This window comes from Microcella indica, assembly GCF_013414345.1.
Lineage (GTDB): Bacteria > Actinomycetota > Actinomycetes > Actinomycetales > Microbacteriaceae > Microcella > Microcella indica.
Genome location: NZ_CP058670.1, coordinates 1,752,143 through 1,772,701, shown reverse-complemented (window position 1 = coordinate 1,772,701; position 20,559 = coordinate 1,752,143). Strand labels below are relative to the sequence as shown.

Annotated in this window: 16 protein-coding genes and 1 pseudogene; 7 read left to right on the top strand and 10 right to left on the bottom strand. The window is 69.4% G+C overall.

The genetic code is table 11. The annotated features are described in order from the left end of the window. Positions 1 to 3: 3 nt before the first annotated feature. From HUJ41_RS08640 to HUJ41_RS08625, 4 genes are all read right to left on the bottom strand, one after another. Positions 4 to 663 (bottom strand): response regulator, encoded by a 660-nt coding sequence (locus HUJ41_RS08640; RefSeq protein ID WP_152583777.1) that lies wholly within the window; start codon positions 661 to 663, stop codon positions 4 to 6. Further along, positions 660 to 3,338 (bottom strand): hybrid sensor histidine kinase/response regulator, encoded by a 2,679-nt coding sequence (locus tag HUJ41_RS08635; protein ID WP_179872230.1) that lies wholly within the window; start codon positions 3,336 to 3,338, stop codon positions 660 to 662. Before HUJ41_RS08635 ends, HUJ41_RS08640 begins: the two co-directional genes overlap by 4 nt. Beyond that, entirely contained in the window at positions 3,335 to 3,727 is a 393-nt protein-coding gene (locus HUJ41_RS08630) for a response regulator (RefSeq protein WP_179872229.1), read from the bottom strand. Before HUJ41_RS08630 ends, HUJ41_RS08635 begins: the two co-directional genes overlap by 4 nt. A 61-nt stretch (positions 3,728 to 3,788) precedes the next feature. Beyond that, positions 3,789 to 5,195, bottom strand: coding sequence for a hypothetical protein (locus tag HUJ41_RS08625; protein WP_179872228.1), 1,407 nt, complete (start codon positions 5,193 to 5,195; stop codon positions 3,789 to 3,791). 385 nt (positions 5,196 to 5,580) lie between these two features. Between HUJ41_RS08625 and HUJ41_RS08620 the strand changes: the two genes are divergently transcribed. Genes HUJ41_RS08620 through HUJ41_RS08605 form a run of 4 tightly spaced genes read left to right on the top strand, consistent with a single transcriptional unit; the run spans position 5,581 to position 9,559 of the window. After that, positions 5,581 to 6,045 carry a DUF6993 domain-containing protein gene (locus HUJ41_RS08620; RefSeq protein WP_179872227.1) on the top strand — a complete coding sequence of 155 codons (465 nt, stop codon included), beginning with the start codon at positions 5,581 to 5,583 and terminating at the stop codon, positions 6,043 to 6,045. A 2-nt stretch (positions 6,046 to 6,047) separates the two neighbouring features. Further along, positions 6,048 to 7,730, top strand: a complete 1,683-nt coding sequence (gene ettA, locus HUJ41_RS08615) for an energy-dependent translational throttle protein EttA (RefSeq protein ID WP_179872226.1) — start codon at positions 6,048 to 6,050, stop codon at positions 7,728 to 7,730. Between the two features lie 42 nt (positions 7,731 to 7,772). Continuing rightward, positions 7,773 to 9,101, top strand: a complete 1,329-nt coding sequence (locus HUJ41_RS08610) for a DUF2254 domain-containing protein (RefSeq protein WP_179872225.1) — start codon at positions 7,773 to 7,775, stop codon at positions 9,099 to 9,101. Continuing rightward, positions 9,098 to 9,559: an acyl-CoA thioesterase gene (locus HUJ41_RS08605; RefSeq protein ID WP_179872224.1), complete on the top strand. Its 462-nt coding sequence runs from the start codon at positions 9,098 to 9,100 to the stop codon at positions 9,557 to 9,559. Before HUJ41_RS08610 ends, HUJ41_RS08605 begins: the two co-directional genes overlap by 4 nt. Positions 9,560 to 9,600: 41 nt before the next feature. Here the strand turns inward: HUJ41_RS08605 and HUJ41_RS08600 are convergent, their stop codons facing one another. Further along, positions 9,601 to 10,488 (bottom strand): acyl-CoA thioesterase, encoded by an 888-nt coding sequence (locus tag HUJ41_RS08600; protein ID WP_179872223.1) that lies wholly within the window; start codon positions 10,486 to 10,488, stop codon positions 9,601 to 9,603. Between the two features lie 20 nt (positions 10,489 to 10,508). On the opposite strand from HUJ41_RS08600, the gene HUJ41_RS08595 reads away from it, so the two are divergent. Beyond that, positions 10,509 to 11,177, top strand: coding sequence for a DUF8185 domain-containing protein (locus tag HUJ41_RS08595; protein WP_179872222.1), 669 nt, complete (start codon positions 10,509 to 10,511; stop codon positions 11,175 to 11,177). Between the two features lie 19 nt (positions 11,178 to 11,196). On the opposite strand, the pseudogene HUJ41_RS08590 reads toward HUJ41_RS08595, so the two are convergent. From HUJ41_RS08590 to HUJ41_RS08570, 5 genes and pseudogenes are all read right to left on the bottom strand, one after another. After that, positions 11,197 to 12,726: pseudogene (locus HUJ41_RS08590) on the bottom strand (FAD-binding dehydrogenase). Next, positions 12,723 to 13,136, bottom strand: coding sequence for a globin (locus HUJ41_RS08585; RefSeq protein ID WP_179872221.1), 414 nt, complete (start codon positions 13,134 to 13,136; stop codon positions 12,723 to 12,725). Before HUJ41_RS08585 ends, HUJ41_RS08590 begins: the two are co-directional and overlap by 4 nt. Beyond that, positions 13,133 to 14,110, bottom strand: coding sequence for a mechanosensitive ion channel family protein (locus tag HUJ41_RS08580; RefSeq protein ID WP_179872220.1), 978 nt, complete (start codon positions 14,108 to 14,110; stop codon positions 13,133 to 13,135). The genes HUJ41_RS08585 and HUJ41_RS08580 overlap by 4 nt, the downstream gene beginning before the upstream one ends. Positions 14,111 to 14,144: 34 nt before the next feature. After that, positions 14,145 to 16,688 carry an aminopeptidase N gene (pepN, locus tag HUJ41_RS08575; RefSeq protein ID WP_179872219.1) on the bottom strand — a complete coding sequence of 848 codons (2,544 nt, stop codon included), beginning with the start codon at positions 16,686 to 16,688 and terminating at the stop codon, positions 14,145 to 14,147. A 58-nt stretch (positions 16,689 to 16,746) separates the two neighbouring features. Beyond that, positions 16,747 to 18,657, bottom strand: a complete 1,911-nt coding sequence (locus HUJ41_RS08570) for an alpha-amylase family protein (protein ID WP_246299361.1) — start codon at positions 18,655 to 18,657, stop codon at positions 16,747 to 16,749. 122 nt (positions 18,658 to 18,779) lie between these two features. On the opposite strand from HUJ41_RS08570, the gene HUJ41_RS08565 reads away from it, so the two are divergent. Together HUJ41_RS08565 and HUJ41_RS08560 are read left to right on the top strand one after the other, a co-directional pair. After that, positions 18,780 to 20,201, top strand: a complete 1,422-nt coding sequence (locus HUJ41_RS08565; RefSeq protein ID WP_179872218.1) for an NAD(P)/FAD-dependent oxidoreductase — start codon at positions 18,780 to 18,782, stop codon at positions 20,199 to 20,201. Further along, on the top strand, positions 20,198 to 20,545 hold the full coding sequence (locus tag HUJ41_RS08560; protein WP_179872217.1) for a cupin domain-containing protein: 348 nt from the start codon (positions 20,198 to 20,200) through the stop codon (positions 20,543 to 20,545). Before HUJ41_RS08565 ends, HUJ41_RS08560 begins: the two co-directional genes overlap by 4 nt. The last annotated feature ends 14 nt before the right edge of the window (positions 20,546 to 20,559 follow it).

Sequence of the window (20,559 nt, the reverse complement as noted above, 5' to 3'; positions counted from 1 at the left end):
GGATCAGTCGCCCGCCCGACGCACGCGGATGCCTCCGCGCTGCCACAGGGTGACCGCGGCGACCCGGGGGCTCGCGTTCTCGCCCGTGTCGAGGCCCAGCGCGAGGAAGAGGCGATTGAGCATCGTCTCCACCGCGCGCACCGTCGTCCCTCGGTGCTCGGCGAGCGCGCGCGTCGACGCACCCTCGGCGAGCATGCGCAGCACCTCCGCCTGCGCGGCGGTCACGGTGGGCACATCGTCGTCGTCACGCACCACGTCTGCGTCGATCTGGCCGCTGATCGCCCGGTGAACGGCGCCGGCGAGCTCGTCGACGCGGCTCAGTTGCGATTTCACGAGGTAGACGACGCTCGCCGGTATGAGCTCGGGGTTGGGCACGGCAAGCTCGGGGGAGCGGTGGGAGGTCAGTACGACGAGCCCGATCCAGGGGAACTCTTCGGCGACACGATCGAGGAGTGCGGCACCCGTCCGGCCCGGCCCGAAGTTGAGGTCGCTCACGAGGGCGTGAGGGTCGACGCGGGCGACGGCACTGAGGGCCTCCTCAGCGCTCGTCGCTGAGGTCACGTCGAAGCCTTGCGCTTCGAGCCCGCCCGTGACGAGAGACAGGGTGAAGGGGTCGTCGTCGGCGACGACTACCCGCAGAGCGCGGCTCTCGGAATCGGTCACAGCTCGTGCTCCTGTTCTAGGTCGAGCGGGATGCCGCGCAAGGTCTCAGCCACGGTTGTGAGGAGAAGGCTCGTGGTGAACGGCTTCGGCAGAAAGCGGGCAATGCCCATGCCGACAGCGCGCTTCGCCGATCCGTGGGAGTTGAGCCCGCTCATGGCGACGATGGGTATCTCGGGACGGTGATGCTCGAGGTACGCGCTCGCCGCCGCACCATCCATGACGGGCATCATCATGTCGGTGAGCACGAGGTCGATATCGTGATCTCCCCGATCGACGAGGTCGATCGCCTCCTGCCCGTTTCGTGCCGTGACCACGCGGTAGCCGTGAGACTCTAGCGTCTGCGTCGTCACCTTCACGATCATCGGTTCGTCGTCGACGACGAGGATGAGCTCGCCTCCGCCGCGAGGAGCGCGCTCCTCGCCTGCGATCTCGGGAGGTCGCGACACCTCACCGCCTTCCGCAACGGGCAGAGCCACCTGGAACTTCGTCCCATTGCCCTCCTCGCTGTACACCTGCATGAAGCCTCCGTGGCTGCGCACGATGGCGAGCGAACTCGCGAGCCCGAGCCCCGTTCCGCGGCCGGGCTCCTTCGTCGTGAAGAACGGCTCGAAGACCTTGGCGACGACGTCCGGCGGCATGCCGAATCCGTCATCCTCGACCTCGATCGTGAGGTATTCACCGGGCGAGGCGGAGTGGCTGACTGACCTGTATTGCTCATCGATGGAGACACGGCTGGCCCTGATGCGCACCTGGCCGCCCTCAGGCATGGCGTCCTTGGCGTTCGTGACGAGATTGATGAGCACCTGGAGCAGCTGCGTGGGGTCGCCCATCGTGTCTCCGTCGGCGACATCGTGCTCGATCGTGACGGTGATCTCCTTCGGCAACGCATTGCGCGCGTAGACGATGAGATCGTCGAGCAGGTCGCTGACGGAGACGCGGATGCGTCGACCCTCCACGCCCCGGGCAAAGGCGAGCACCTGGCGAATCATGTCGGCACCCCGCTTGACGGCAGCCTCCATGCCGTCGAGTATCTGACGCTCGTCGGTGTCGTGCGTGCGGCGCGTGAGGAGCTGAACCGACATGAGAATGGGCGTGAGCACGTTGTTGAGATCGTGCGCGATCCCTCCGGCGAGCGTTCCGAGGCTCTCCATGCGCTGCGCCCGCAAGCGCGCCTCCTCCGCCTTCCGCTGCTCGGTGATGTCGCTGTTGACGGCGAAGATCGCAGAGGGCTCACCGCTCTCGTCCAGCACGAGCTGCCAACGACTGTCCACAACGAGCGACCGGCCGTCCCTGGCCCGTTGTTCGAGAGCTCCGCTCCAGAAGCCATCTCGCAGAACCGCAGCGGTGGCATTGTCGAAAGCGGTCGTGTCGTCGAAGATGAGCGCGGTGATCGGCTGCCCGATGGCCTCGCCAGCGTCCCACCCGTACAGCTCGGTCGCGGCGCGATTCCAGTACTGGACCCGGTGATCTAGTCCGCGGACGATCATCGAGTCCCGCGAGGCGTCGAGCAATCTGGCTTGGTCGGAAAGACGGCGCTGGTTCGCGACCATGCGCTGGCGTGTGAGCTCGTCCTCGGTCACATCGCGCACGTACAGTGCGAGCCCCGACGCTGTGGGATACGCGGTGATGTCGAACCACGTGTCACGGTTCTCGTCCAGCGATCTCACCTGTTGGCGAGCACCCGTCTCGAGGGCGCGACGGTATGTCTGCTCCCACTCGGACCCTTCCGATTCGGGGAAGGCCTCCCAGTACGACTTCCCGAGCAGTTCAGCTTCCGACTTCCCGGTGAGCTCGAGTGCTCGAGGGTTGGCGAACGTGAATATCCAGTCGCGGTCGAGGAACATGATGCCGTCGCTGATGGTGTTGAGCGCAATCGTCAAGCGCTCCTCCAACTCCACGAGCTTGGCCTTCTCCGCCTCGACCTCGGTCACGTCCCAGATGGCGCCGAGCGCGCGCGCGACCGCCCCCGTGTGGTCGCGTTCTGGTCGGCCGAGGATGCGCGCGACGACCTGCGAGCCGGTGATCGTCACGATGTTCAGCTGCAGATCGAAGCCCCGGCCTTCCTCTAGGCATTCGCGCATGGCTCCCCTCAGCTCGTCACGCGTGCGAGAAGGTTGTGCGTCGAGCAGCGCGCCGAGCACGATCTCCGCGTCGGGCGCGATCGCGAGAATCGTGCGCGCTTCGTCGGAGAGTCGCAGAACCCGGTCGTTCGCATCCATCGACCAGCCACCGAACCCTGCCATGCGGCCGGCGATCTGCAGAAGCTCTTCAGCGGACTCGCGCTCGCGGGCCACGGTGACGGCCTCGGTGACGTCACGGGCGGTGCCGAGCACTGCCACGACGTCGTCACCGTCGCGCACGGGGTGCAGCGTGACGTCGGAGACGTACTGGGCTTCCTCGTTGAGCGTCCTCACGATGCGGAACGCCGCCACCTCGCCCTGCAGTGCGCGATTCAGGTGCTCGCTGGTGATCGTGCGGTCTTCGCCATGGATGATGTCGAGAAACGACTGCCCCATGGCATCGTCGCGTGAGAGACCGGACCGCGCCAGCAGAGTCTTGTTCGCCGCGATGACCGTGCCCTCGATGTCGACCACGAACGCGATGTCGGCGAGGTCCGCGATCGCACTGTCGAGCACGGCCGCGAGAACCGCCGGGTCGCGCAGCGGCGACGTCATGGCCGGCTGCCGTTGCGCGTCGGAGAGAGGAGGCGTTCCACACGCTCCAGGAAGTCGTCGAGTTCGATGGGCTTGCGCGCGAACTCGTAGTCGGCGTTGTCCAACTCTGCGGGGGGAGACATGTCGCCGCTCAGCACGAGCACCGGCAGGTGCGCGTGCGCGGAACGCAGCGTTGCGACCGCGTCGAGCACGGAGCCTCCCGGCATGTTGATATCGAGCACCGCCAGGTGCACAGCCTGCGCCTGTGCTGCACGGCGAGTCTCCTCGACGTCGGAGGACTCGACCACGGCGAGCCCCCGCGAGGCGAGCGCCATGCGCAGGACCGATCGCACGAGGGCGTCGTCGTCCGCGACGAGAACGACGATGTCGGTCGGCTCCGGGTCAGCCATGCGCGCAAGTCTAAGCGCCATGATGGCGCTACGGGGCCCGTCTAGGGAGGGAGAACTACCCCTATTCGGGGGTTGCCGCGCGGTCGTCGAGCGATGCGAGCGCGACGAGATCGGCAGAGACATCGGTGAGGTGCGCCAGTATCGAGTCCAGCATCGCGGGGACGCGGTCTTCGTCGGCCGGGTCGGCCGCGGCAGTCGTGTGGAAGTTGAGCGCCATGACGCACGCAGCGAGCCGCCCCTGGATCGGGCCGTGCATCAGGATGGCGAGCCGTCGGCCCTCTCGCTCTCGAACCTCATCGTTCTCGGCCGTGAGAGCCTCGATCGTGGCGCGGGTCTCGGAGATCAGCTGCCACGCCTCCTCGTTGATGCGGAAGAGCGCCGAGGCGAGGGCGAACACGACGCTCGCGAGGATGAGCGATACGGCGAGGAGCGGGGTGATGAGGAGTCCGTGCCAGGTGATCGGATCGATCCCGCTCGCGAGCATGACCTGTGTCATGGCACCGAGCGCGAAGACGAGGGAGACGACGGTCACGGCCTGCCCCGGAAAGACCGAGACGCGATGACCCGTGCGCAGCGCGATGGCGGGCCCGACGCCGAGGAACAGGCCGGCGACCACGGTCGCCACGATGACCTCGATGGCCGCGAGGTGCCCGAACACGCGCCATGCATCGGGGACGATGAGCGTGATGGTCGCGACCGTCACGAGCAGGGCGGTGACCGCGGGCCTGCCCGGCCGCACGTCGAAGGCGCGCCGCACCGACGCCCGCTCGCCGGAGTCTGTTCTCTCGGCGCTGCCGTTGCCCGCGGCGTCGACGACCGCCGCGACCTCATCGTGCACGCGGCTCAATTGAGCGCTCAACTCTTCCAGACGACGACGCGACAGCGACTCGCGCGAGTTCGACAGGCTCCCCTGCAAGTCGTCGAGAACGGGCTGCAGCGTCTGCCGCACCGACTCCCGGAGCCTGCGCTGCACGTCGTCGGCCGACTCGGCGGTCATGTCTCGCGCACTGTCGAGCTCGCGTCGAGCCGCGTCGAGCGAACCGAGCAGAAGGCGCCGCCGATCGAACTGCGCGAGCGTGTAGACGAACACCGGTACCCAGAGCGCGCTCGCCACGACCCAGGTGACGATGCGGAACACGTACTCGGGGTCGACGCCGGCGACGCTACCCGCGACCGCGCCCCCGATGACACCGCGAACGATCGCCGCGAGGCCCCAGATGGAACCCGCGACGGCCAGCGGCAGCACCGTATGGCGGCGACGGCCGAGCGCCGCGCCGAGGGCGATGACGACGCCGACCACGAGGTGCTGCGCGGTCGCCGAGAGGAGCGGCCACCACCAGTGCGGGAAGGGCGTGACCGTCTCGCGCAGGAGGACGAGCAGAGTCGTCGGCGGGTAGAGGCTCACCCAGACGAGCCAGTGCGACGCCCACGGGCCGCCGAGAGCGTTGCGGATCGTCAGACCGCCCACGCCGCTCACCTCCCTTGTCCGAGAGGGAGTGTAGGCCGACTCGGTTCGACGCCACTGAGCTTGAGGAAGGCGGTGGCCTCTGATCTCACCCGAAGAGATCAGAGGCCACCGGCACTTGTCTCAGCGCTTCTGGCCCGACCCGAACGGGCCGAAACGCTGCCACGGTTCGCGGTCCCCCGGTGATCCCCCGATCACCAACCGCTTGCGTTGAGATGAGTCTGCTCCAGCCGGCGAGATGCTCGCAACCGTTGCCCGTGGGGCGTGTTCGATTACCGAACGCGGCCTGCGTAGACTCGCACGCGGGTCGCGACGCGGCCTCGTCGCCGCAGGCAGATCACGGAGGTTCGGGATGCTCTCGCGCCCGTCGCCGCGCAGCCTCCGAGTCGTGACGCTCGCGGCGGGCATCCTCGTCGGCGGCCTCGCCCTTGCCGGCTGTGCCACCGAACGCGACCCGATTCCCACCCCATCGAGCGACGCTCCCGTCGATCCGGTCGAGCAGCCTCGCGTCACGCCCGGGGTGGTTCCCGAGTTCGTGGAGGGCGGCACCGCCGCCGAGAACCTCGACTACTTCGCCTTCCGCCTCGACGCCCTGCTCGCCCAGAACGCGTCGCCGTCGAGTCGCGAGCTCGTCGACGAGCTCGTCTCCTCGGGCTTCAACAGGGCCGCCATGGAGGTGACGGCCGACACGACCCCCACGGGCATGCAGGCCGACTCGATTCTCGTCGCGGTGCGCGTGGGCGAGGACTGCCTGCTGGGCCAAGTCGCCGACGGTGCTGCCGTCGCCGACGATGCGGCGGCCCTGAGCACCGGGCGGTGCCTGGTGGGCCGCACGCTCTCCCTAGACTGGTAGGCATGGCCGAATTCATCTACACCATGGTCCGCGCCCGCAAGACGGTCGGGGAGAAGCTCATCCTCGACGACGTCACGATGTCGTTCTTCCCCGGCGCCAAGATCGGCATGGTCGGCCCGAACGGTGCTGGCAAGTCGACGATCATCAAGATCATGGCCGGTCTCGACCAGCCGTCGAACGGTGAAGCGCGCCTGAGCCCCGGCTACTCGGTCGGCATCCTCATGCAGGAGCCCGAGCTCGACGAGTCGAAGACGGTGCTCGAGAACGTGCAGGACGGCGTGCGCGAGTTGAGCGACAAGCTCGCCCGCTTCAACGAGATCTCGCTCGCGATGGCCGACCCCGAGGCCGACTTCGACGCCCTCATGGCCGAGATGGGCACGCTGCAGGAGGAGATCGACGCGGCGAACGGCTGGGATCTCGACAGCCAGCTGGAGCAGGCGATGGATGCTCTGCGCTGCCCGCCCGGAGACGAGATGATCACCCACTTGAGCGGTGGTGAGAAGCGCCGCGTCGCGCTCTGCAAGCTCCTGCTCGAGAAGCCCGATCTGCTCCTGCTCGACGAGCCCACCAACCACCTCGACGCCGAGAGCGTGCTCTGGCTCGAGCAGCACCTGCAGAAGTACCCGGGCGCCGTCATCGCCATCACGCACGACCGGTACTTCCTCGACCACGTCGCCGAGTGGATCGCCGAGGTGGACCGCGGCCGCCTGTACCCGTACGAGGGCAACTACTCGACCTACCTCGAGAAGAAGGCCGCGCGCCTGGAGGTGCAGGGCAAGAAAGACGCGAAGCTCGCCAAGCGGCTCGCGGGCGAGCTCGACTGGGTGCGATCGAACGCGAAGGGCCGGCAGGCGAAGTCGAAGGCGCGCCTCGCCCGCTACGAGGAGATGGCCGCGGAGGCGGAGAAGACGCGCAAGCTCGATTTCGAGGAGATCGTGATCCCCGTGGGGCCGCGACTCGGCTCGCAGGTCATCGAGGCGTCCAACCTCAAGAAGGGCTTCGGCGAGCGCATCCTCATCGATGGACTCTCCTTCACCCTCCCGCGCAACGGCATCGTCGGCATCATCGGGCCCAACGGCGTCGGCAAGACGACGCTGTTCAAGACGATCGTCGGGTTCGAGGAGCTCGATGGCGGCACGCTCAAGATCGGTGACACCGTCGACATCTCGTACGTCGACCAGAGTCGCGGCGGCATCGACCCGAACAAGAACCTGTGGGAGGTCGTGAGCGACGGCCTCGACTACATCCAGGTCGGCAAGACGGAGATTCCCTCGCGAGCATATGTCTCGCAGTTCGGCTTCAAGGGCCCCGACCAGCAGAAGAAGGCGGGCGTGCTGTCGGGCGGTGAGCGCAACCGTCTGAACCTCGCGCTCACGCTCAAGCAGGGTGGCAACCTGCTGCTGCTCGACGAGCCGACGAACGACCTCGACGTCGAGACGCTGGGCAGCCTCGAGAACGCGCTCCTCGAGTTCCCCGGCTGCGCGGTGGTCATCACGCACGACCGGTGGTTCCTCGACCGCATCGCGACGCACATCCTCGCGTACGAAGGCACGGAGGAGAACCCGAGCTACTGGCACTGGTTCGAGGGCAACTTCGAGGCGTACGAGGAGAACAAGATCGAGCGACTCGGCCCCGACGCGGCGAAGCCGCACCGCTCGACCTACCGCAAGCTCACGCGCGACTGACCCGGCGCCGGGTCGGCCGGCAGATCGATCGAAGGGGGAGTCGTGAACCGCATCGCCTACTGGCTCGCGCGCATCCGCGACTCGTTCTGGTTCGTCCCCGCCGTCCTCATCGCGCTCGCCCTCGCGCTCGCCGAGGCGCTCGTGGCGGTCGACCTGTCGGCGGACTGGGAGTGGCTGCCGCTGCTCGGAGTCGGCCCGGACGGTGCGCGGGGGCTCCTCGCCGCGATCGCGACCTCGATGCTGTCGGCCGCGGCCACGATGTTCTCGATCACGATCGCCGTGCTCGCGCTCACCTCCTCGGCGTACGGCCCGCGGCTCGTGCAGAACTTCATGGCCGACCGCGGCAACCAGCTCGTGCTCGCCGTGCTCGTGTCGAGCTCGCTGTACTCGCTCATGGTGCTGCGGCGCATCCGCTCCGGCTCTGAGGCGTTCGTACCGGAGCTCGCCGTCACGGTGGGTCTCGCCCTCGCCCTCGTCGGCGTGTGCGTGCTCATCTACTTCATCCATCACATCAGCGCGGGCATCCAGATCGCCAACCTCGCCGGGGGAGTGCGCCGCGAGCTGGCGGGTCGCCTCGCGGACCAGTATCCAGCGACGGCGGATGCGCGTCGTCGGCCCGCGGACTCGTGGCCGAGCGGCGGCGTCGCCCGCGAGGCGCTCGCCGACGCGGACGGATACGTGACGAGCGTCGCGCTCGACGATCTGGTGTCGGCCGCGACGCGCCACGAGGGGCGAGTGGACGTGCTCGTGCACCCCGGGACGTTCGTCTGCGGGGGCGACGTGATCGCCCTCGTGACCGTGGAAGCCGACGCCGAACACGACGATGCTGACCGCGAGCGGGCGACGGCCGAGGAGCGGCTCGAGCAGCTGTGCCGGGCGACCGTGGGCCGGGTGTCGATCGGTGACCAGCGCACGCCGTATCAGGATGTGGAGCACCTGGCACGGCAGCTCATCGATGTCGCGGCCCGATCGCTGAGCCCGGGGGTCAACGATCCGTACACGGCGCTCAACGCCATCGACGCGCTCAGTGCGGCCTTCGCACCGACCGCTGCTCACCCGGACCCGCACCCGGTGCTCGTCGACGACGACGGCGCGGTGCGCACGCGGGCGTCGAGCCGCGCGTGGATCGACCTCGTTGCCGACACGATCGACACGCTGCGGGTCTACGCGGCGACTCAGCCGGTGGTGGGCGAGCGGCTCATCGACTGCGTCGGGCGCCTGCTGAGGCGCACGACGGACCCCGAGCGGCGGGTCGCCCTGCTCGCGGCGGCGGATCGTGTGGTCGAGGGCGCGGACGCCTCCGCGATGCTGCCGCACGACCTCGAGCGGTTGAGGGCGGCCCGCACCATCCTGGAAGGGAGAACCTCGTGACGCGACTGCATGTGCCCGTGCCGGTGCGCTGGAGCGACATCGACGCCTACGATCACGTCAACAATGCGCGCATGCTCACCCTGCTCGAGGAGGCGCGCATTGCGGCGTTCTGGAGCGACCCGGCGGGCGGCGCGCCCACCGCGGTGCTCGAGACCGGTCCGGGCTCGCCGTTGATCACGCTCGTGGCGGCGCAGCGCATCGAGTACCTCGCGCCGATCCCGTTCCACCGCGAGCCGCTCGACGTGGAGCTGTGGATCGGCAGGCTCGGGGGTGCGAGCCTCGAGGTCTGCTACGAGATCTACAGCCCTCCGGTCGCGGAGCCCCGCACCCTCTACACGCGCGCGGCCTCGACGATCGTGCTCGTGGATCGTGCGACGGGCGCTCCCCGCCGACTCGGCGACGAGGTGCGGGAGGCCTGGCAGCCCTACGTCGAGCCGCCGATCGCTTTCCGCGACTGACTTCGAGGCGAGAGTGAGCGCAGCAACGGCGTGAGCGCGCGCTACTCGCGCGACTCCGGCACGCGCACCATTCCCTCCTGAGCGACGGAGGCCACGAGCATCCCGTCGTGCGTGAAGATGCGCCCCGTCGACAGGCCGCGCCCGCCGATCGCGTTGGGGGATTCCTGCACGTACAGCAGCCACTCGTCGACACGGGCGAAGCGGTGCCACCACATGGCGTGGTCGAGGCTCGCCATCTTCAGGCCAGGGGTCGACCAGCCGAGGCCGTGCCGGCGCAGGATCGGCTCGAGGATGGAGTAGTCGCTCGCGTAGGCGAGGGCAGCGCGGTGCAGGTTCTCGTCGTCCGGGAGGCGCTCGAGGCACTTGAGCCAGACGGCCTGGTGCGCCACCTGGTCGCCACTCGCGTGCAGGTACACGGGCGTATCGACGTGGCGCATGTCGAAGGGGCGGCCCTTCGCCCAGTACTGTGCGGCCGGGTGATCGATCGCCCCGAGGATGTCGGCGGCGCTCGGCAGGGTCTCAGGGGAGGGCACGTCGATCGGCATGGCCGCCTGGTGCTCGAGGCCGGGGTCGTCGTCCTGGAAGCTCGCGATCATCGACAGGATCGGGCGGCCGTCCTGATAGGCCTGCGTGCGACGCGTCGAGAACGAGCGGCCGTCATGGATGCGGTCGACCGAGAACGTGATCGGTTGGTCGATGTCGCCGGGCCGCAGGAAGTAGCCGTGCATGGAGTGGATGAACCGGTCGGGCTCGACGGTGCGCATGGCCGAGAGCACGGCCTGCGCCATGACCTGTCCGCCGAACACGCGACGTTGCGGGGTCCAGAGGCTCGGCGCCGTGAAGATGTCCTCGCTCGTGCGCGCCCCCGTGTCGGTGAGCGTGAGGGCGGAGAGGAGGTCGGCGACGGGGTCGCGAGGCGCATCAGTCATCCGTCGTAGTCTAGAGAGCGATGAACGACTCGTTCACCCTCCCCACTGCCGCCGCCGCACAGGATCTCGCCGTGCTGCTCGGGCGTGCCGCGCGCCTCGACGACGCGGCGGCCGTGCGCCTCATCGCCGACTCGGGGGTGCTGGCCATGTACGTCGCGGTCATCACGCCGAAGGGCCTCCTCGATCGCGGCCCGACCGTGCTGGGACTGCGCACGACCGCGCTCCTCGAAGGCTCCTTCGACACGGTCGTGCCGATCGCGTCGCTGCAGGCGCGAGTGGATGCTGCGCTCACGTCTGCCGAGGAGGGTCCCGTCGCCGTGCGCGTGCCGACCGCCGTGCACACCGTCGTCTGGGCGGGCATCTCGCCGCCCCGCGGGGGGTGGCAGCGGATGACGTCGCTCGACCCTGCCCCGCTCGCGGCTGCGGCTCGTGCGGGCATCGAGGAGGTCGCTGCGACGATTCCCGAGAACACGGGGGAGCAGATCGTGCACCGTGTGCGCTCGGAGGTGTGGGGTCGCCCGCTCGAGGGCCACGACCACCTTCCCGCGGGTGTCGCGTTCGCAGCGGAGGCGCTCGGGTTCCTGGGGGATGACCCCGTGCAGCAGTTCGCGGCTGGCCCGTGGATTCGCCTGAGCACGCAGCGCGGCCACGTGCTCGTCAAGCAGGGTGCCTGGTCGCTCGGCAGCTGACGCCACTCTCGACGCGGGGCTAGAGGCGCGCGATCGCGCGGCCCGCGCGCAGGCCCGAGTGCAGGCACCCGCCGAGGAAGGTTCCCTCGAGCGAGCGGTAGCCGTGCACGCCGCCGCCGCCGAACCCGGACGCCTCGCCGACGGCGTACAGACCGGGCAGCACGTCGCCGGAGGGCGTCAGCGCGCGCGAGTCGAGGTCGGTCTGCACCCCGCCGAGGCTCTTGCGCGTGAGCACGTGCAGACGCACGGCGATGAGTGGGCCGTGCTGGGGGTCGGTGAGGCGGTGCGGCGCGGCCACGCGGATGAGCTTGTCGCCCCGGTAGGCCCGCGCGCCGCGGATCGCCGTGACTTGGGCGTCCTTGCCGAAGCCGTTGTCGAGCATCCGGTCGCGAGCCTCGATCTCCTGGCAGACGCGCACCGCGTCGAGCGGGGCATCCGGTTCGAGGGCGCGCATGCGCTCCACGAGGTCGGGGAGGGTGTCGGCGACGATGAAGTCGGCGCCGAGCCTCTTGAAGGCCTCGACAGGCTCGGTCGCGCCCTTGCCGAGGCGCTGGCGCAGCAGCTCGCGCACGCTGCGGCCGGTGAGGTCGGGGTTCTGCTCGCTGCCGCTGAGGGCGAACTCCTTCTCGATGATCGTCTGCGTCGTGACGAACCAGCTGTGGTCGTACCCGGTGTGCCGCAGGTGCTCGAGGGTGCCGAGGGTGTCGAAGCCGGGGAAGAGGGGCGCAGGCAGGCGGCGCCCGGTCGCGTCGAGCCAGAGGCTGGAGGGGCCGGGCAGGATGCGAATGCCGTGGCGCTCCCACACAGGGCTGTGGTTCTGGATGCCCTCCACGTAGTGCCACATGCGGTCGCCGTTGATGAGGCGCGCGCCGGCGGCCTCCGCGATGCCGAGCCCGCGCCCGTCGACGTGGGCGGGCACGCCGCTGATCATGCGCGTCGGGGAGTGCCGAGGCGCTCGGGCCACGCCGCGCGCACGCTGCCGCTCGTGCCGGTCACGCGACCGTCGGTGACGGTGAGGGCGTCGACGCGGTGCCGGAAGAGCAGGGTCACGAGGCCCTCCTCGACACCGCGGCGCACGGTCGCGATGAACGGCTCAAGGATGCCAGGCCCGCTGCCCCACACGATGTGGAAGCGCGGCACCGAGTTGCCGGGCCCCGTGGCGGTGTCGCCGCTGCGCTCGGCCCAGCCGACGACGGGGAAGAACCGCACGCCCTTCGCGCGCAGCCACGACCTCTTTCTCGCCCGAGGCGAAGTCGAGGTACGACTCGGCCCACTGCTGTGCGTGGTCGTCCTCCGGTCGGTCGAATCCGGCCGTGGCGGCCCAGTCCTGCTGGGCGAGCTCGATCGAGTCCCGGATGCCCATCCGTCGCTGCTCGGGGCTGTCGACGAGGAACACCCCGCCGAACGACCACCACGCCTGCCCGCCGAACGTCGCCTCGGGCTCCTGGTCGACGATCGTGACGCGCTTGCCGGCCTCCACGAGCTCGGCGGCGGCCACGAGCCCGGCGAGGCCAGCGCCGATGACGATCGCGTCGGAGCGTCCGGTCACGGAGTCTCCTCGAAGGTGTTGACCATGGCGTGCGCGGCGCGCTCCAGATACTCCCACAGGGCGGCCTCGTGCATCGGCGAGAGCTCGAGCTCGTCGACCGCGACGCGCATGTGGGCGAGCCACCGGTCGCGCGCCTCCGGGTTGACGTGGAACGACGCGTGGCGCATCCGCAACCGGGGGTGGCCGCGCTGCTCGCTGTACGTGGTCGGCCCGCCCCAGTACTGCTCGAGGAACGCGGTGAGGCGCCACACGGCGCCCTCCATGTCGTCGTCGGGGTACATGGGTCGCAGCACCTCGTCGTCGCGGATGCCCTCGTAGAAGCGCCGCACGAGCTTCTCGAACGTGGCGTGGCCGCCCACCTGCTCGAAGAACGGGTCAGGGGGGCCGACGGGGATCGAGGAGGGGCTCATGAGCGCGCCTCGTCGTCGGGCAGCGGGATGGGCTTCGTGCGCGGCGAGCCCTTGCGCGCCGTGGGGCGGTCGAGGCCGTCCATGACGACGCGGTTGAGGGCGGGCAGGCTCACGCCCATGTCGTCGAGGGCGAGCTTGAGGCGCAGTCGCAGCTCGCGCGCGATCTCCCACTGATCGGCGGTGCGCACCTTCACGACCAGGCGCACGACGAGCGCCTCCGCCGAGATCGACTCGATTCCCCAGATCTCGGGGGCTTCGAGCACCTTGCGCTTCCACGCCGGGTCCTGCGCGAGTCCGTTGGCGGTGGCGAGCATCGTCTCCTCGACGGCGTGCACGTCGCTCGAGTAAGGGATGGGCAGGTCGATGATGACGCGGGCCCAGCCCTGCGACTTGTTGCCGACGCGCAGGATCTCGCCGTTGCGCACGAACCACAGGGTGCCGTTGACGTCGCGCACCTGGGTGACCCGCACGCCCACATTCTCGACGACGCCCGTCGCCTCCCCGAGGTCGACGATGTCTCCCACGCCGAGCTGATCCTCGAACACCATGAACAGTCCGTTGAGCATGTCCTTGACGACACTCTGCGCGCCGAAGCCCAGCGCGGCGCCGAGAATGCCCGCCGAGGCGATGAGCGCCGTGACCGAGAAGTTGAGCTCGCTGAGCACGAGCACGAAGGCGACCGAGACGATCGCCCACGTGACGAGGTTGCGCGTGACGCTGCCCATCGTGCGGGTGCGCTGCACGACGCGCACTGCGTGCAGCGGCGAGGCCGAGAGCTCCGTGGTGTGCTCGACGTTCTGGGCCTTCTTGACGCCGTACACGACACGGTCGACGACGCGCCCGATCGAGAGGAGGAGAATCCAGCGCAGCAGGACAGCCCCCACGATCACGCCGACGATGCGCAGGGGTGCCTCGTAGGTGACGGCGAAGGTGACGAGGTTCTGCCAGATCGCGGCCCAGTCGATGTCGTTCATGTGCCGCTCAGCCTACTCAGGCCCCTCAGGAAACTCAGCCGCGCGCGTCGCGCTCCTGCGCCGCGATCGCCCGCTCGACTCCCGCGAGGTTCTCGGTCACGAGTCGACGCAGGGCCGGGATGCCCGGGTTCGCGTCGAGCCACGCACGGGTCGCGTCGACGAGGGTCTGGTTCGCGAGCGCAGCAGGGTAGAGACCGAGCACGAGGTACTCGGCGATCTTGTAGCTGCGGTCGTTCCAGATCGACGTGAGCGAGGCGAAGTACGGATCGACGAGCTCGTCGAACGCGCTCGGGTCGTTGGCGTGCTGCCAGCCGAGGCACGTCATGCGCACGATCGCGTTGGGCACGGTGTCGTCGCCCACGAGGTGGTCGAAGGTGGCGCGCTTGCTCGCGGCGTCGGGCAGGGCCGCACGCGCACGTGCGGCGGCCTGCTGGCCGTTAGACGTGTTGTCCTTCGCCAGGGCGGCGTCGATGTCGTCGGCCGTCGCGGCGCCGACGAGAGCGAGGCCCTCGAGCAGCAGCCAGTCGAGGTCGGTGTCGATCTCGAGCCCCGGCAGGGTGATCGAGCCCTCGCGCAGACCCGCGAGCACGTCGCCGTGCGCGGGAGTTGCCGCGAGGTTCGCGAAGTACTGCACGAACTGGAACTGTGCGTCGCTGCCGGCCTCGGCACCCTGGGCGAGCTGCCACAGCGCGTCGGCGACCTCCTCGATCATCGCCGCACGCGTCGCCGGGTCGACGTAGGTGCGGGCGACGGCGGCGAGCTGCATGAGGGTCGTGCGAATGGTCGTCGACTCGGTCTCGGTCGCGATGTTGTTGAGCACGAGGCGCACGTAGTCGCGCGCAGGCGTCTCGGCGTCGCGCGTGGCATCCCAGGCGGCACCCCACACGAGAGCGCGGGCGAGCGGGCTCTCGATGGCCGCGAGGTGCTCGATCGCGACGGCGAGGGAGGCCTCATCGAGGCGGATCTTCGCGTAGGCCAGGTCGTCGTCGTTGAGGAGGACGAGCGCGGGGCGCGCGCGGCCGACGAGCTCGGGCACGTCGGTGCGCTCGCCATCCACGTCGAGCTCGTGGCGGTGGGTGCGCGTGAGCGCACCATCCTGCAGCTCGTAGAAGCCGATCGCCATACGGTGCGGGCGGATCGTCGGGTAGTCGGGGTGCGCGCTCTGCAGCACGGCGAAGCTCGTGATGACGCCCGACTCGTCGACCTCGAGCTCGGGGCGCAGGGTGTTGACGCCCGCGGTCTCGAGCCACTGCTCCGACCACGTGCCGAGCTCGCGCCCGCTCGTCGTCTCGAGCTCGGCGAGGAGGTCCTTCAGCTCGGTGTTGCCCCAGGCGTGCTTCTGGAAGTATGCGGAGACACCGGCGAAGAAGGCCTCGCGGCCGACCCACGCGACGAGCTGCTTGAGGACGCTGCCGCCCTTGGCGTAGGTGATGCCGTCGAAGTTGACCTGCACGTCCTCCAGGTCGTTGATCGTCGCGACGACGGGGTGGGTGCTCGGCAGTTGGTCCTGCTTGTACGCCCAGCTCTTCTCCATGGCCTGGAAGGTCGTCCACGCCTCCGTCCACTCGGTCGCCTCGGCGGTCGCGATCGTGGAGGCCCACTCGGCGAACGACTCGTTGAGCCACAGGTCGTTCCACCACTTCATGGTCACGAGGTCGCCGAACCACATGTGGGCGAGCTCGTGCAGGATCGTGACGACGCGGCGCTCCTTGATGGCGTCGGTGACCTTGCTGCGGAAGACGTAGGTCTCCGTGAACGTCACCGCGCCCGCGTTCTCCATGGCGCCCGCGTTGAACTCGGGCACGAAGAGCTGGTCGTACTTGTCGAAGGGGTAGGCGACGCCGAACTGCTCCTCGTAGTAGACGAAGCCCTTGCGCGTGATGTCGAAGATGTAGTCGGCGTCGAGGTGCTCGAAGAGCGAGGCGCGCGCGTAGATGCCGAGCGGGATCGTACGGCCGTCGCTGCTCGTGAGCTCGCTGTGCACGCTCTGGTAGGGGCCCGCGATGACGGCGGTGATGTAGCTCGAGACGGGCTTCGTGGGCTCGAAGACGGTCGTGGCGGCGTCACCCTGCTCGGTGCGGGTCGCGACGGGGTAGTTCGAGACGACGACCCAGTTCTGCGGCGCCGTGACAGTGAAGTGGAAGGTGGCCTTGAGGTCGGGCTGCTCGAAGACCGCGAAGACTCGTCGGCTGTCGGGCACCTCGAACTGCGAGTACAGGTACACCTCGCCGTCGACGGGGTCGACGAAGCGGTGCAGACCCTCACCCGTGTTGGTGTACTCGTGGTCGGCGACGACGGTGAGCACGTTGTGCTCGTCGAGGTTCGGCAGCTGGATGCGCGTGCCGTCGGCCACCGCGTTCGGGTCGAGCTGCTCGCCATTGAGCTCGACGCTGTGCACGGTGCGGGTGATCGCATCGATGAAGGTGCTCGTGCCCGCCGTCGCGGTGAAGGTGACCGTCGACGTCGAGCGGAACACCTCGTCTCCGGTCGTCAGGTCGAGGGCGACCTGGTAGCTCTCGGTCTCGAGAATGCTCTTGCGCTCGTGCGCTTCGGCGCGGGTCAGGTTGTCTCCGGGCACGGGTGTGGCCTCCTTCGGCTGCAGGGCGATGCGCGGTTCGTGGCCGCGACGATTCAGCCTAGCGGCGAGTACCGTCGGGGCCGCTGAGGGGTGCCGTCTCGGCCGGCTCGAGCACGATGCGCAGCCAGACGAAGCCGTGCGCGGCGATCGTGAGGCCGCGGCTCAGGTCGTGATGCTCGCCCGTGACGAGGTCGAGGGCGCTCGACGGCATTCCCGAGAGCGTGAGCGGGTCGATGCGCGCGGGGTCGTCGCCGACGTTGGCGAGGCACAGCACGAGCGTCTCGACGCCGTCGGCCGAGCCCGGCCGCTGGTACCCCACGACGCTCGGTACCTTCGCGTCGAAGCCGATGAGGGTGCCGCCGGCGAACTCCGGCGTGCGGGCGCGCAGCTCGATGAGGGCGCGCAGGCGCGAGTAGAGCATCCCGGCTTCGGTGGTCGTATCGAGACGGTCACGGTAGCGATCGGCGGGGTAGTGGGGGCGGTGCGCCCAGCGGCTGTCGTCGGCGTGGCCCGGTTCCTCGGCCCAGTCGGGGTCGTTCAGCTGACCGACCTCGTCGCCGAGGTACAGCAGCGGCACGCCGCCGGTCGAGAGCACGATCGAGTGGGCGAGCAGGATGCGGTCGAGCCCGCCCGCGTCGCCGGTCTCGAGGCCCGCGAGCGAGGCAGTGGTGCCCGAGATGCGGCAGTCGCCGGTGGCCGGATTGTCCTGGAAGGGGATGCCGCGAGCGAAGCTGCCCGGGAACCGCCCCACGTAGAAGCTGTTGAGGAAGCGCCGGTGCTCGAACCCGTTGATGCCGAGCTCGGCGGCATCCTCGTCAGCGAAGGTCCACCCGATGTCGTCGTGACTGCGCACGTAGTTGACCCACGCAGTGCCCGGCGGCAGAGCATGGCGCCGGTCGAGCGCCTGCTGCAGCAGGCGGGCGTCGCGCGTGGCGAGCGAGTTCCAGATGAGCGCCATCTGCAGGGGGTTGTAGCTGAGCTGGCACTCCTCGAGCGAGATGTACTCGGCGACCTGGTCGGGGTGCACGATGGCCTCCGACTTGAACAGCAGTGAGGGCGCGGCGATGCGGCACACAGCGTTGAAGGCCTGCAGCAGCAGGTGAGCCTCGGGCAAGGACTCGCAGCTCGTGCCGAGCTGCTTCCAGATGAACGCGACCGCGTCCATGCGCAGAATCTCGACGCCCTGGTTCGCGAGGAAGAGCATCTCACCGGCCATGGCGCGGAACACCGCGGGGTTGGAGTAGTTGAGATCCCACTGGAACGAGTGGAAGGTCGCCCACACCCAGCGGCCGCTGTCGTCGCCGATCGGCACGAAGGAGCCGGGGTGGTCGTCGGGGAAGATTTCGCGCACCGTCTGCTCATACCTGTCGGGCATCGTGCGGTCGGGGAAGACCCAGTAGTAGTCCTCGAACTCCTTCTCGCCGGCGAGAGCGCGCTGCGCCCACTCGTGCTCGTTCGAGGTGTGGTTGAAGATGAAGTCGACGACGAGGGCGATGCCGCTCGCGCGCAGGTCGGCGGCGAGCGACGTGAGCTGGGCCATGTCGCCGAGTGCGGGGCTCACCTCGCGGTAGCTCGACACCGCGTAGCCTCCGTCGCTGTTCTCCTCGGGGGCGAGGAAGAGCGGCATGAGGTGCAGGTAGGTGAGGCCCAGTTCCTGGAAGTACGGGATGCGCGCGCGCACGCCCTCGAGGTCTGTCGCGTACCGGTCCACGTAGCAGACGCCCCCGAGCATGCGATTGCTGAGGAACCAGTCGGGGTCGTCCTCGCGGGCGGCGTCGAGGGCGCGCAGGTCGTCGGGGCGCTCCTGCCATGACTCGGCGAGCTGCACGAGCAAGGCCGTCAGGTGCTGGCTCGTGCGGTCGGAGTCGCCGTAGACGCGCGTGAAGAGGCGCGTCAGGCGGGGCAGCTCACGCTCGACGCGGGCGGTGAAGCCGGCCCACTCCTGCTCGGTCGTCTCGGGGCGGCGCACCTCGTCGAGCGCGCGCGGCCAGCTCGTCAGGGGCGGCACGGGTGCCAGTCTAGGTCGGCTCCGGTGAGCATCCCGCGCAGCACAGTGTTGTCCAGGTGGATAACGCGTGCGACGATGGAGTCATGGCCACGACCGTGTTCGAGCGCGCCCGCCCCGATGCCCGCCTCATCGCCGATGCCCTCGAGGGCTCGCGACTCTCCCCCTTCTGGCTCGACGACCTGCCCGAGCGACCGGCGCTGCCCGCCCTCACCGGGCGGCTGCACGCCGACCTCGCCGTCGTGGGCGGCGGCTACACGGGGCTCTGGACGGCGCTGCTCGCGAAGGAGCGCGACCCGAGCGCGCGGGTCGTGCTTGTCGAGGGCAAGCGCGTCGGGTGGGCCGCGAGCGGCCGCAACGGCGGTTTCGTCGAAGCGAGCCTCACCCACGGCGAGAAGAACGGCGAAGCGCGATTCCCCACCGAGCTCGACACGCTCGATCGCCTCGGCATGGAGAACCTCGATGCGATCGAGCGCACCGTGCACGATCGCGCGTGGGCCTGCGACTTCGAGCGAGTCGGCTCCTTCGCCGTCGCGACCGAGCCATACCAGGTGGCCGAGCTCGCCGCCGCCCACGACGGCGAGACCGAGCGGTTCTACGACGCGGCCGCGATGCGCGAGCAGGTGCACTCGCCCACGTACGAGGGCGGGCTGTGGTCGACGCGTGACACCGCGCTCGTGCACCCCGGCAAGCTCGCCGACTCCCTGCTGCGAGCGTGCCTCGATGCCGGCGTCGAGGTGTTCGAGCTCTCGGCCGTCGGTGGCCTGCGTGCGGAGGCGGACGGGGTCGAGCTGAGCATCCTCGCCGGAGGTGCACTGCGCGCCGATCGTGTCGCCCTCGCGACCAACGCCTTCCCCTCCCTGCTCAAGCGCTACCGCCTGCACACCGTGCCGGTGTACGACTACGTGCTCATGACGGAGCCGCTCACCGACGCGCAGCTCGCCTCGATCGGCTGGGAGGGGCGGCAGGGCATCGCCGACAGCGCCAACCAGTTCCACTACTACCGGCTGAGCGCTGACAACCGCATCCTGTGGGGCGGCTACGACGCCATCTACCACTTCGGCGGGCGCATCAAGCCGGAGTACGACGATCGCCGCGAGAGCTTCGAGACCCTCGCGAGCCACTTCTTCACGACGTTCCCGCAGCTCGAGGGCGTGCGGTTCAGCCATCGCTGGGCGGGCGTCATCGACACCTGCAGCCGGTTCTGCGCCTTCCACGCGACCGCCCACCAGGGGCGCGTCGCCTACTCGGCGGGTTTCACGGGGCTCGGGGTGGCGGCGACCCGGTTCGCGGCGAACGTCATGCTCGACCAGCTCGCCGGCGAGCAGACCGAGCGCACCTCGCTGCGCATGGTGAACGAGCTGCCGCTGCCGTTCCCGCCCGAGCCCGCGACCTACCCGGCGGTGCAGTCGGTGCGCTGGGCGCTCGACCGCGCCGACCACCGTGAGGGCCGCCGCAATCTTTTCCTTCGCACGCTCGACGCAGTAGGGCTAGGGTTCGACTCGTGACCCGACTACCGCTCGACGCCGCGACCGTGCTGCAGGCGCTGTCGATCGAGCTCGAGCACGAGCCGGTCGACGACGATCAGGTCGTCTCGGGCAGCCCGACGACGGGCATCGCGGCGCTCGCCGAGCTCGACGACATCGAGATCGGGGTGTGGGAGATCACTCCGGGCGTCGTCACCGATGTCGAGGTCGACGAGGTCTTCGTCGTACTGAGCGGCCACGCGACCCTGCGCCGTGAGGACGGCAGCGAGTCTGAGCTCGTCGCTGGCACGGTCGGCCGGCTCGAGGATGGCGAGGAGACCGAGTGGGAGGTGCACGAGACGCTGCGCAAGATCTACATCGCGTAGCGCTCCGTGCTCTC